Origin of the sequence: Nonomuraea indica (assembly GCF_002850745.1) — a bacterium.
In the GTDB taxonomy this organism is placed as follows: Bacteria; Actinomycetota; Actinomycetes; order Streptosporangiales; family Streptosporangiaceae; genus Nonomuraea; species Nonomuraea indica.
In genome coordinates this window covers 381,843-394,052 of the sequence record NZ_KZ559466.1, presented here as the reverse complement: position 1 = coordinate 394,052, position 12,210 = coordinate 381,843, and the positions used below count along the sequence as shown (strand labels likewise).

Here is a 12,210-nt window from a genome sequence, read left to right as displayed (position 1 = left end):
AGTTTCCCTTCCCGTCCGAGTACATCGACAGAAATTCGAGGTGACCCGGCGTGGCTCTTCCTCCCCTGACCCCTGAGCAGCGCGCCGCAGCCCTGGAGAAGGCTGCAAAGGCCCGTAAAGAGCGTGCCGAGGTCAAGAACCGGCTCAAGCATGGCGCGGTTTCTCTGGCTGAGGTGCTCAAGGATGGGCAGACCGACGACGTCATCGGCAAGATGAAGGTGTCGGCTCTCCTGGAGTCGCTTCCCGGCGTGGGCAAGGTCCGCGCCAAGCAGTTGATGGAGCGGCTCGCCATCGCCGAGTCCCGCCGCGTGCGGGGCCTCGGCGCGAACCAGAGGGCCTCCCTCGAGCGCGAGTTCGGTGGCAACGAGAGCTAATCTCGTAGCCACACGAAGCGCTGGTTCAGCAGGGGGGTAGGAAGTGACCGACAGGTCCCGGTCCGGCGGTGCGAGTGTTCATGAGACGGTCCGCACCGGGACACAGGTCGGCGGCCTCCTCCCCTCTGAGGGCAGGCGCCTGACGGTCCTGTCGGGGCCGTCGGGCGTCGGCAAGTCCACGGTCGTCGCCGAGATCCGGCGGGCGCACCCCGAGGTGTGGCTGTCGGTCTCGGTGACCACCCGGCGACCCCGGCCCGGCGAGACCGACGGGGTCCACTACTTCTTCGTCGACGGCGAGGAGTTCGACCGGCTCGTGGCGGCGGGTGAGCTGCTGGAGTGGGCGGAGTTCGCCGGCAACCGCTACGGCACCCCGCGCCGGGCGGTCATGGACAAGCTCGCGGCGGGTGTCCCCACCCTGCTGGAGATCGACCTCGAGGGCGCCAGGCAGGTGCGGCGCAGCATGCCCGAGGCGCTGCTGGTGTTCCTCGCCCCGCCCACGTGGGAGGAGCTGGAGAAGCGCCTGCGCGGCCGCGGCACCGAGCCCGAGGACGTCATCGCCCGCCGGCTGGACGCCGGGCGGATCGAGATGGCGGCCGAGAGGGAGTTCGACCTCACCCTGGTGAACACGGATGTCAAAGACGTGTGCCACCGGCTGATAGCCTTGATGACTGACCCTCTGGGGGTCACGACAACCACCAACCGAGAGGTCTGACAATCGTGGCAGGCATTGCCCCGGTCGCCGAGGGCATCACCAACCCTCCGATCGACGCGCTGCTCGACATCGTCGACAGCAAGTACTCCCTGGTGATCATGGGTGCCAAGCGCGCCCGCCAGATCAACGCCTACTACTCCCAGCTCGGCGAGGGCCTGCTGGAGTACGTCGGGCCGCTGGTCGAGACGCACGCCCAGGAGAAGCCGCTGTCCATCGCGCTGCGCGAGGTCTCCGAGGGTCTGCTCAACGCCGAGCCCATCGAAGGCGCGGTCTGACCCCTTCGATGAAGGTCGTCCTTGGCGTCAGCGGGGGCATCGCGGCCTACAAGGCGTGCGAGCTCCTGCGCCTGTTCACCGAGTCCGGGCACGAGGTGCGGGTCGTCCCGACCCGTGACGCCCTGCGGTTCGTGGGCGAGCCCACCTGGGCCGCCCTGTCGGGCCGTCCGGTGGCGACCGAGGTGTGGGACGACGTGCACGAGGTGCCCCACGTGCGCATCGGCCAGGGCGCCGACCTCGTCGTGGTGGCGCCCGCCACCGCCGACGTGCTGGCCAAGGCCGCCCACGGTCTGGCCGGAGACCTGCTGACCAACACGCTGCTGACCGCCCGGTGCCCCGTGGTGTTCGCCCCCGCGATGCACACCGAGATGTGGCAGCACGCCGCGACCCAGGCCAACGTCGCGACGCTGCGCGAACGCGGCTCCATCGTGCTCGACCCGGCCGTCGGGCGGCTCACCGGCTCCGACACCGGCCCCGGGCGGCTGCCCGACCCCGCCGAGATCTTCCAGGTCTGTCTGCGCGTGCTGAGCGGACGCCCGCGCGACCTCGCCGGGCGCAAGGTCGTCGTCTCCGCCGGCGGCACCCGTGAGGCCATCGACCCGGTCCGCTACATCGGCAACCGCTCCTCCGGCCTGCAGGGCTACGCGCTGGCCCGCACCGCGGCCGCGCGCGGCGCCGAGGTGACCCTGGTCGCCGCCAACGTCGCGCTGCCCGACCCTGCGGGGGCCACCGTCGTCCGGGTGGAGTCCACGGCCGAGTTGCGCGAGGCCGTGCTCACCGCCGCCGGTGCCGCCGACGTGGTCGTCATGGCCGCGGCCGTCGCCGACTTCCGGCCCGCCACCCGTTCCGACTCCAAGATCAAGAAGTCCGACGGCGGCGAGCCCGAGCCCATCCGGCTGGCGACCAACCCCGACATCCTCGCCGAGCTGGGCGAGCGTCGCACCACCCCGTCCCAGGTGATCGTCGGGTTCGCGGCCGAGACCGACGACGTGCTCGCCAACGGCCGGGCCAAGCTCGCCCGCAAGGGCTGCGACCTCCTCGTCGTCAACCAGGTGGGCCCCGGCCTGGCGTTCGGCACCCCCGACAACGCCGCCACCGTCCTCGTCGCCGGTGGCGAGCCGGTCGAGGTGCCGCGCGGTCCCAAGGAGGACGTCGCCGACGCCGTCTGGGACCTCGTCGCCGCCCGCCTCGGCTGACCCGCCCTCGACGGCCGGGCACCCACCGGCCGGGGCGTGACGCATCACTCGTGACAGCTGCGATCCGGGCTGTTGCGGCACCCCGGATGCCTGCGGATACTGGGCACGAAGGGGGACCGATGCCGGTGAGTTCCGCTGTCAGGGATCGCTGCAGGACGTTGCTGGGCACGCGTGAGGACATCCGCTACGTCTTCCCCGCCGTCTCGGTCGGGCCGCCCGCCGGGGCCGGCTTCCTCGTCGTGGTGACCGGTGGCGGCGTCTCGGTGCTGGCCACCAGGGTGCTGCGCAGCGACAGGCCGGTCTCGGTGCACGCGAGCCTCCCGCGGCGGACCAGGCTGGGGCCGATCATCCGGGAGCCTGGACCGAGAATCGAGCTCGGCTCGATGACGCTGGAGTTCGATGAGGAGTACGCCGCGGTGGTCGCGGCGGCCGACGCGGAGGTCTTCGCGCCGGAGACGCTTCCCCCGGACCCGCTGCCCCACCTGTGAGATGCCCCTGATTGTCCGTAGGGTGTGGCGGTTTCGCGATGGAGCGCCGGGTAGGGCTAGACTTCGGCGAGGCCCTGGCCCGACCACCAGCCGGAGCCGCACATCCGTCAGCAGCCGCTGCATGAGGAGCCACTGAGTTGTCACGTCGCCTGTTCACCTCCGAGTCGGTCACCGAAGGCCACCCGGACAAGATCGCCGACCAGATCAGTGACGCGATTCTCGACACCATGCTCAAGGACGACCCCAAGAGCCGGGTCGCCGTCGAGACGCTGATCACTACCGGCCAGGTTCACGTCGCGGGCGAGGTGACCACCGAGACCTACGTCGACATCCCGGGCGTCATCCGCGAGAAGATCCTGGAGATCGGCTACGACGCCTCCCACAAGGGCTTCGACGGCGCCTCGTGCGGCGTTTCGGTGTCCATCGGCGCGCAGTCGCCCGACATCGCCCAGGGCGTGGACGACGCCTACGAGCACCGCGTCGGTGGCGACGTCGACGAGCTCGACCGACAGGGCGCCGGCGACCAGGGCCTCATGTTCGGCTACGCCTGCCGTGACACGCCCGAGCTGATGCCGCTGCCGATCATGCTGGCCCACCGCCTGGCCCAGCGCCTGGCCGACGTGCGCAAGTCGGGCACGGTGCCCTATCTCCGTCCCGACGGCAAGACACAGGTCACGATCGAGTACGACGGCGACAAGCCCGTTCGCCTCGACACCGTGGTGGTCTCCACGCAGCACGCCGCAGAGATCGACCTGCGCGAGATGCTGACCCCCGACATCAAGGAGCACGTGGTCGACCCGGTGCTCGCGGGCATCGACATCGACACCGAGGGCTACCGGCTGCTGGTCAACCCGACCGGCCGTTTCGAGATCGGCGGCCCGATGGGCGACGCCGGCCTCACCGGCCGCAAGATCATCATCGACACCTACGGCGGCATGGCCCGCCACGGTGGCGGCGCCTTCTCCGGCAAGGACCCGTCCAAGGTCGACCGGTCGGCCGCCTACGCCATGCGCTGGGTCGCCAAGAACGTCGTGGCCGCCGGGCTGGCCGACCGCTGCGAGGTCCAGGTCGCCTACGCCATCGGCAAGGCCCAGCCGGTCGGCCTGTTCGTCGAGTGCTTCGGCACCGAGCGGCTGCCGGTGGAGAAGATCCAGGACGCGGTGCTGCAGGTGTTCGACCTCCGCCCTGCCGCGATCATCCGCGACCTCGACCTGCTGCGCCCGATCTACTCCGAGACGGCCGCCTACGGCCACTTCGGCCGTGAGGGTTTCTCCTGGGAGTCGACCGACCGCGCCGAGGCGCTGCGGACCGCCGCCGGCCTCTGAGCCCGTTCCCGCCGGATGCCGCGCCCCTGTCCGGGGTGCGGCATCCGGGCGTTCGGGGATGTCCGTGCTCCCGGTCGGGGGCGGCTCTCCACGTGCCTCTTGGGCGCCTCGATCAGGTCCCCGAAGCTTCTCCTCCGTGCGGGCGATCCTCCTGCCGCGCCACGACGAGAAGACCGGTGGGGTCCTCGCTCCCCACCGGAGGAGTGCCGGCGTCCGAGGCGGCCGGTACACCCCGTGAGTGCGGTCGAACAGGCCCGGCCGGTTCGAGCGCGTGAGTGCCGTCGAACAGGCCCGGCACGGCGAACCTGTCCCTCCGGCGCGGCGGGCGGCCCGGTCCGGCGGTGAGCGCTGTTCGGCATGGTGGGCGCGTCCGCGTGAGCAAGGCGGCCGGCTGGCTGCCGCCTGCGCGCGCGACCTCGGCGAACGCCCACGCGCGGGCATGGCGAGGTGACGGCTTCTGGTAGACCTAGGGCGTGACCCGCCCCGACGACGCCCTCCTGCCGCTCGACGCCGTGCGGCCCCCGGCGGCGCCGTCCAGGGGAGCTCCCGAGCCCGCGCCGGAGTCGCCGGTGGCGCGGGTGGCCGTGGACAACCCCCTGCCGCACCTCGACCGGCTGTTCGACTACCTGGTGCCCGCCTCGATGCACGAGAGCGCCCAGCCGGGGGTGCGGGTGCGGGTGCGCTTCGCGGGCAAGCTCGTCGACGGGTTCCTGCTGGACCGCGCCGAGCACAGCGACCATCCCGGCAGGCTCACGCCGCTGGAGAGGGTGGTCTCGCCCGAACGGGTGCTGACGCCCGAGATCGCCGGGCTGGCCAGGGCGGTCGCCGACCGCTACGCCGGCACGCTCGCCGACGTGCTGCGCCTGGCCGTCCCCCCGCGCCACGCCAGGACCGAGGCGGAGACCCCAGCGGCCGCCCCGCCCGCCGCCGGTCCGATCGAGGCCGCCGCGGCGCCCGCGGACCCGCTCCCGGACGCGGCGGCCGGCCCCCCGGACTCCGACCGGGCCGGCGACGGCGTGGACGTGGCGGCGCCGGAGGCAGGGGCCGATGCGGCCGGTCGTGGTGCGGGTGGTGCGGGTGGCGCGGGTGCCGACGGTCATGGTGTGGGGGAGTGGGGGGCGTACCCCATGGGGGCCTCGTTCCTCGACGCGCTCAGGAACGGCAGGGCGCCGCGCGCCGTCTGGCAGGCGCTGCCCGGCGCGGGCGGGTGGGCCGGGGCGGTGGCCGAGGCGGTGCGGGCCACCCTCGACGGCGGCAGGGGAGCCGTCGTGGTCGTCCCCGACGGCAAGGACGTGGAACTGGCCGACGCGGCGCTGGTCCGGGTGCTCGGGCGGGGAGCCCACGTGGCGCTCACCGCCGACCTCGGCCCGGCCGAACGCTACCGCCGGTGGCTGCGCCTGCTGCGCGGGCAGGCGAAGGCGGTCGTCGGCACCCGGGCCGCGATGTTCGCGCCCGTGGCGGACCTCGGGCTGGTGGCCATCTGGGACGACGGCGACGACCTGCACGCCGAACGCCTCGCGCCGTACCCGCACGCCCGCGAGGTGCTGGCGCTGCGGGCGCACCGGTCCGGCGCGGCCCTGCTCGTCGGCGGCTACACCCGAACGGCCGAGGCCACCCAGCTCATCGCCACCGGCTGGGCGCGGCCCATCGTCGCCGCCCGGCAGACGATCAGGAGCCGGGCGCCGCGCGTGCGGCCGGCAGGGGAGGACGCCGAGCTGGCCAAGGACCAGGCGGCCAGGGCGGCGCGGCTGCCCAGCCTGGCCTGGCGGGCGCTGCGCCTGGGGCTGGAGTCCGGGCCCGTGCTCGTCCAGGTGCCCCGGCGCGGCTACCTGCCCGCCGTGGCGTGCCAGCACTGTCGCGCTCCCGCCCGGTGCGCGCTGCCGCCCACCCGCTCGGGGGGCCCGTACGCCGCCCACGACCCCGCGTACGGTGCCGTGGACCTCCCCGGCCCCGCCGCCGCGACATCCGGCCCGGGAGGCATGTACGGCCGGGAAGGCGCGCACGGCCCGGGAGGCGCGCACGGCGCGGGAGGCGCGCACGGCGCGGGAGCCGTGTACGGCCAGGGAGGCGCGCACGGTCCGTCAGACGTGCGCGGTCCGGGCGGCGTGCGCGGTCCCGGAGGCGGGCACGGCCAGGGGAACGTGCGCGGGCTCGGGGACGCACGCGGTTCGGGCAACGCGCGGGGCGGCGCGTCCGGCACGGGGAGCGCAGCCGGTGCCGAGCCCGGACAGGGCGCGGGCGGCCGGGACGGTGGTCCGGGCGCACCCGGCGGCGGGGGAGGGCTCGGGAGCGCCGGGCGGATCGCCGTGCCCGAGGCGCTGCCCTTCTCGGGGAGGAGAGGCCCCGGGGAGGGGCTCGTCGTGCCGGAGACGGCCGTCGCGGGCCCGGCCGAGGCGGCCGGCCCGCCGAGGGCGCCGGTGCCGCCGGAGAGCTGCCACGGCCCGCTCGCGCTGCGGGCCGGGCACGCCGCCCCCTACTGCCGCTGGTGCGGCCGGGTGGACCCCGGCTGGCGCTGCGCCCGGTGCGGCAGCCCCCGGTTGCGTGCCGTCGTCGTGGGCGCCCGCCGCACCGCCGAGGAACTGGGCCGCGCCTTCCCGTCCGTGCCGGTGCGCACGTCGGGCCGTGACGGCGTGCTCGCCACCGTGCCCGCCGGCCGCGCGCTGGTCGTGGCGACGCCCGGGGCCGAGCCGGTGGCCGAGGGCGGGTACGCGGCGGCCGTGCTGCTCGACGGGTGGGCCCTGCTCGGCCGGGCCGACCTGCGGGCGGGCGAGGAGGCGCTGCGCCGCTGGATGAACGCGGCCGCCCTGCTGCGGCCCGGCGCCGAGCTGGTGGTGCTCGCCGACGCCGCGCTGCCCGCCGTCCAGGCACTGCTGCGCTGGGACCCGATCACGCACGCCGAACGCGAGCTGGCCGACCGCGCCGAGCTGGGCTTCCCGCCCGCGGTCCGGATGGCGACGCTCACCGGCGCGGCCGCCGCCGTCCGGCAGATGCTCGACGAGACGCGGCTGCCGCCCGCGGCACAGGTTCTCGGGCCCGTACCCGTCGGCGACGGCGGCCAGGAACGCGCCATGGTCCGCGTCCCCCGCACCGACGGGGCGGCGCTCGCGGCGGCGCTCAAGGGCGCCGGCGGCGTCCGCACGGCACGCAAGGCGCCCGATGTGGTGAAAGTGAGTGTTGACCCTCTCGATCTGATTTGACGGGGATCCCCGATTCGCTCATCTGTAAGTCAGCCGTTAGCGTGCCCCTGTGTCGATCGAATGGGTGAACCAGGCCATCGACTCCCTGCGCGCCTGGGGCCGGGCGCGGGGCGTCGAGGTGGACGCGGACGAGGTACGACTGCTCTGCGACTACGCCAGCGACTACCTGAACGTCGACGAGCCGGGCGACTTCGCTCCCGAGACCTTCGACGAGCTGCTGCTGTCCATCTATCCCCGCAAGGTCATCGCCCCACCCGAGAGCGCGCCGCAGACGGTGGCCGCCGCCCGCACGCTGGTCGACTACCTGGAGGACACCCGCCAGGTCCCCGGCATCACCGCGGCCGCCATGCGCGAGCGGATCGCCGGCATCGAGCCGCGGCTGCCCGAGGCGCTGGCCGACGAGGCCAACTTCGGCATGGCCAAGAGCCTGTTCAGCTCGATCGGGCCCGAGTCGCTGGAGCAGTCGGTCGCGATCCCGTCCGGCGAGGTGCCTGACCTGGGCGAGGCGCCGTGCGACTGCCCCGGCTGCTCGCCGCTGCCCGCCGTACGGATCGCCTCGCCCGACGCGCTGCTGGCCGGCCTCGCGGACGTCCCGCTCTGGGCCGAGCTGCACGGTCCAGGCCCGCACGCCGAGCCGGTCGCCGGCCTGCGCCCGCTCCTCGACGCGGAGCCGCGTGGGGAGCCGCTCGGGCAGTGGGCCCGGATCGTGGCCCACCTCGTCGAGCACGACACCGGCGGCGCCGTCACCGGCAGCGCCGAGGCCGACCACGCGCTGTACGACCTGCTCGACATGCTGTACCGGGTCCGCACCCGCGTGCCCGTCGCCGTGATCGGCGAGTACCTGGAGGATGCCGCCGACGACTCCGAGCCCGACGTCGCCGCCGCCCTCGACCGGCTCGCCTGGTGCGGCCTGGTCGAGGTGAGCGGCGACGACGCCGGGCTCACCCCGCTCGCCGTCTGGGCGCTGCGCGAGCACTACCTCACGCTCGGCCTCGACGCCCCGCAGGCCCCCGACCTGGCCGAGGCCGACGCCACCGGCCTCATCGGGGGGCTGCTCGACGGCGTGCCGAGCGAGCTGGCCGAGGACGACATCACCCGCTGGCTCGGCCGCCGCACGGCGGCGGAGGCCGCCGCCGAGCTGCTCGGCGCCGCCTCGGGCGTGCCCGCCGTGGCCCGCGGCATCGCCGTCACCATCGTCGACCGGCTGGGCGCCGAAGCCGAGCCCGCGGTGCGCGCCGGCCTCGACGACCCCGAGCTGCGCCCGCACGCCATCCACTGGCTGGCCGCCCGCGGGCTGCCGGCTCCGTCGCTCACCCAGGAGGAGCTGCTCTGGGTGAGCGTCGACATGCTGGCGCTCGCCCTGCCCGCCGCCGAGGAGGACCCCGACGTCTTCTCGGAGAACATGGAGGCCTCCGGACCGCCCGCCCACCTCATCGAGGAGATGTGGCAGGTCGATCACCCCGACGTGGTGGAGGTGCTCGAACTGCTCGGCCGCTCCCTCGCCGACGGCACCCTCGCCAAGGCCGCGCGCAAGGCCGCCTTCAAAGCCCGCTCCCGAGCCATCAGGTCCTCCTGACGGGGCCGTCGCCTGCGCGCGCCTCCCGGCCAGGCAGTGGTACGGCGGACGACCGCACCGCCCGGCGAGAAGCCGATCCCTTCAGAGGGCGGCAACACCGGATGAGTACGTCCCTGTGACCGGTGTGCAGTAAGTTTCCTGGGTGGCCAACAACGTCTTCGACCTCGCCGAGCTGCGCAAGCTGATCGATGAGCAGGCAGCGCTGCCCCCGCGGCCACCGCAGGAGACGCGCGCCGACCACGAGGCGCTGACGTTCCCGCCGGTCCAGCTCGCGCCGGACGCCGAGCTGGCCGCCCAGGTCCCCACCGTTCCGCTGGTGGCCGACGCCATCCGGCTGACCGGGTGGACCGGCAGCCGCGCCGTGACGCCCGACGGGCTGCTCGCCGACGCCGACGCGGCCGCGGCCGCGGCCGAGCTCGGCATCGACCCCGCGCGGCTGCGCCTGGTGTGGATCGTGGCCGTCAACACCGGCCTGCTGCGCATCATGCGCGGCCAGGCGTCGCGCGGCCCGCTGTCGCTGCGGCTCACGGTCGAGGCCACGCTGGAGTTCTGGGACGGCGTCGTCATGGACGTGCTCGACCGGGCCGACGAGGGGCTGACCGGCTCCGCCGTGGTGGACGAGCACCTCGCCGAGATGCTCGCCACCATCTACTCCGTGCGCTCGGGCGTCGCCGTCGCCAACCTCGCGCGCGGCATCCTGCAGTCCCACGAGGTCGCCTGCGAGCCCGGCGCCGTCCCGATGCGCCGCCTGGCCGCCTCGCTGCCCGCCGAGCTGCTGGAGGCGCTGTCGCTGCTCGGCTACTGCGGGCTCGTCGAGCAGACCGGCTCCGGCCGCACCGCGCTCACCCCGCTCGGTGTGTGGGCCATCCGCCGCGACCTGCTGCGTGAGGGCCACGACGCGCCCACCACCGCCGAGGTCGAGGTCTTCGCCGACCTGTCGGCCGCCGACCTGGTCGAGGCCCTGGTGAAGGGCGCGGCGAGCCAGAGCGCCGTCGCGGGCTGGCTCGAACGCCGCCCGCCCGAGCAGGCCGCCCGCGAGCTCGTGCGCATCGCCGCCGACGGCACCGCCGGCCAGCGCGGCGCGGTCGGCGCCATCCTGGAGGAGCTCGGCCCCGAGGCCGAGGCGCCCCTGCGCGAGGCGCTCGACCTGCCGCTGACCCGCCGCTACGCCGCGTCCTGGCTGCACATCCGCGACCTCGACGCACCGCCGCTCAGCGGCGAGGACCACACCTGGCTCGCCGTCGACTCGCTCGCCGCCCTGATGCACCTGTCGGGCCAGGCGGCCGGCCGGCTCGACACCCCCGAGCCCGGCGAGGACCTGGTCCGGCTCATCGACGAGATGCCGGCCGTCGACCACCCCGACACGATCGCCGTCCTCGACATGCTCGCCACTGCCCACGACGACCCGGCCGTCGTCAAGGCAGCCCGCAAAGCCGCGATGAAGGCGCGCTCCCTGGCGCACACTAAACTGGGCTGACCTCACCGACGAAACGGAGTGACCCTTTGGCGATCCAGTCGATCCGGCTGTTCGGAGACCCGGTGCTGACCACCCCGGCCGCGCCGGTGGTCGACTTCGACAAGGAGCTCCGCAAGCTGGTCAAAGACCTCACCGACACCATGATGGACGCGCCGGGCGCAGGCCTGGCGGCTCCGCAGATCGGCGTCGGGCTGCGGGTGTTCACCTACTACGTGGACGACCAGCTCGGCCACCTGATCAACCCCGACCTCGACCTGTCCGCCGAGATGGACGAGGAGGGCGAGGAGGGCTGCCTGTCCTTCCCCGGGCTGTCGTTCCCGACGCCGCGGGCCGTCCGGGCCGTCGCCAAGGGCTTCACCATGCACGGCGAGCCCGTCGTGCTGGAGGGCACCGACCTCATGGCCCGCTGCTTCCAGCACGAGACCGACCACCTCGACGGCATCCTGTTCATCGACCGGATGGACCCCAAGCAGCGCAAGCTCGCCATGAAGGCGATCCGCGAGGCCGAGTGGAGCGGCCTGTCGGCCCCCACGATCAGGTTCTCGCCGCACGCCACCGGCGGAAAGGCGCTGTGACGATGCGCCTGGTCTTCGCGGGCACACCGGAGACGGCGCTGCCGTCCCTGCGCACCCTGATCGACTCCCCCCGGCACGAGGTCGTCGCGGTCGTCACCCGGCCTGACGCCCAGTCCGGTCGCGGCCGCAGGGTCCACCCCTCGCCGGTGGCCGAGCTGGCCGAGGAGGCGGGGATCGAGGTGCTGCGCCCGGAGAAGGCCGGCGCTCCCGACTTCCTCGACCGGCTGGCGGAGCTGAAGCCCGACTGCTGCCCCGTGGTCGCCTACGGAGCGCTGCTGCCTCAGGCCACGCTCGACGTGCCGCGCCTCGGCTGGATCAACCTGCACTTCTCGATCCTGCCCGCCTGGCGCGGCGCCGCCCCGGTCCAGCACGCGATCCTGCACGGCGACGAGATCACCGGCGCCTCGACGTTCCAGATCGTCAAGGAGCTCGACGCCGGGCCCGTCTACGGCGGGGTGCCCGAGCCGATCCGGCCCGACGACACCAGCGGCGCCCTGCTCGACCGGCTCGCCGTCTCCGGCGCCGAGCTGCTGGCCGCCACCCTCGACGGCGTCGAGGACGGCACCCTGGAGGCCCGCCCGCAGCCCCGCGACGGGATCAGCGTCGCCCCCAAGATCAACGTGGCCGACGCGCAGGTCGACTGGACGGCGCCCGCCATGCGCGTCGACCGGCTCGTGCGCGCCTGCACCCCCGGCCCCGGTGCGTGGAGCACCTTCCGCGGGCAGCGGGTCAAGCTTGGCCCCGTCCGCCTGGCGCCGTCCGCCGGACCGCTCCCGCCCGGAGCGATCGACGCCGGCAAGGACACCGTCCTGGTCGGCACGGCCACCCACCCGGTCGAGCTGGGCGAGGTCCAGCCGCAGGGCAAGCGGCTGATGACGGCCGGCGCCTGGGCCCGCGGCGCGCGGGTCGGCGGCGACGACCGGTTCGAGTGACCGCCCCGGGCCGGCGCGCACGCTCCGCGCGACCCACCCGGCCCCGCACCTTCGCCCCACCGCCGGCACGGCAGCCGAACGGG

The 12,210-nt window shown here is 74.5% G+C and carries 11 protein-coding genes; all 11 read left to right on the top strand.

The annotated features are described in order from the left end of the window. Positions 1 to 50 precede the first annotated feature (50 nt). The 11 genes from mihF (at position 51) to fmt (ending at position 12,127) form a co-directional block, all read left to right on the top strand. The gene (gene mihF / locus CXR44_RS01820) at positions 51 to 374 is read left to right on the top strand and encodes an integration host factor, actinobacterial type (protein WP_020541698.1); all 324 of its coding nucleotides are present in this window, start codon (positions 51 to 53) and stop codon (positions 372 to 374) included. A gap of 139 nt (positions 375 to 513) precedes the next feature. Beyond that, entirely contained in the window at positions 514 to 1,086 is a 573-nt protein-coding gene (gene gmk, locus CXR44_RS01815; RefSeq protein WP_245898823.1) for a guanylate kinase, read from the top strand. Positions 1,087 to 1,091: 5 nt separating this feature from the next. Next, positions 1,092 to 1,361, top strand: a complete 270-nt coding sequence (gene rpoZ, locus CXR44_RS01810) for a DNA-directed RNA polymerase subunit omega (protein ID WP_101783051.1) — start codon at positions 1,092 to 1,094, stop codon at positions 1,359 to 1,361. Positions 1,362 to 1,369: 8 nt separating this feature from the next. Then, positions 1,370 to 2,557 (top strand): bifunctional phosphopantothenoylcysteine decarboxylase/phosphopantothenate--cysteine ligase CoaBC, encoded by a 1,188-nt coding sequence (gene coaBC / locus CXR44_RS01805; RefSeq protein WP_101783050.1) that lies wholly within the window; start codon positions 1,370 to 1,372, stop codon positions 2,555 to 2,557. Between the two features lie 158 nt (positions 2,558 to 2,715). After that, positions 2,716 to 3,045, top strand: a complete 330-nt coding sequence (locus tag CXR44_RS01800) for a hypothetical protein (RefSeq protein WP_101783049.1) — start codon at positions 2,716 to 2,718, stop codon at positions 3,043 to 3,045. Positions 3,046 to 3,182: 137 nt separating this feature from the next. Continuing rightward, on the top strand, positions 3,183 to 4,370 hold the full coding sequence (metK, locus tag CXR44_RS01795) for a methionine adenosyltransferase (RefSeq protein ID WP_101783048.1): 1,188 nt from the start codon (positions 3,183 to 3,185) through the stop codon (positions 4,368 to 4,370). 473 nt (positions 4,371 to 4,843) lie between these two features. Further along, positions 4,844 to 7,567: a primosomal protein N' gene (locus tag CXR44_RS40515; protein WP_245898747.1), complete on the top strand. Its 2,724-nt coding sequence runs from the start codon at positions 4,844 to 4,846 to the stop codon at positions 7,565 to 7,567. A 49-nt stretch (positions 7,568 to 7,616) separates the two neighbouring features. Further along, complete coding sequence (locus tag CXR44_RS01780) at positions 7,617 to 9,143, top strand: hypothetical protein (RefSeq protein ID WP_101783047.1); 1,527 nt, start codon at positions 7,617 to 7,619, stop codon at positions 9,141 to 9,143. 142 nt (positions 9,144 to 9,285) lie between these two features. Next, the gene (locus tag CXR44_RS01775) at positions 9,286 to 10,620 is read left to right on the top strand and encodes a hypothetical protein (protein WP_101783046.1); all 1,335 of its coding nucleotides are present in this window, start codon (positions 9,286 to 9,288) and stop codon (positions 10,618 to 10,620) included. Between the two features lie 26 nt (positions 10,621 to 10,646). After that, positions 10,647 to 11,195, top strand: a complete 549-nt coding sequence (gene def, locus CXR44_RS01770) for a peptide deformylase (protein ID WP_101783045.1) — start codon at positions 10,647 to 10,649, stop codon at positions 11,193 to 11,195. 2 nt (positions 11,196 to 11,197) lie between these two features. Then, entirely contained in the window at positions 11,198 to 12,127 is a 930-nt protein-coding gene (gene fmt, locus CXR44_RS01765) for a methionyl-tRNA formyltransferase (RefSeq protein ID WP_101783044.1), read from the top strand. Positions 12,128 to 12,210: the final 83 nt, after the last annotated feature.

Excerpts from the sequence above, each read along its gene's own strand:
- coaBC (WP_101783050.1), top strand. The coding sequence starts at position 1,370 with ATGAAGGTCGTCCTTGGCGTCAGCGGGGGCATCGCGGCCTACAAGGCG.
- fmt (WP_101783044.1), top strand. The coding sequence starts at position 11,198 with ATGCGCCTGGTCTTCGCGGGCACACCGGAGACGGCGCTGCCGTCCCTG.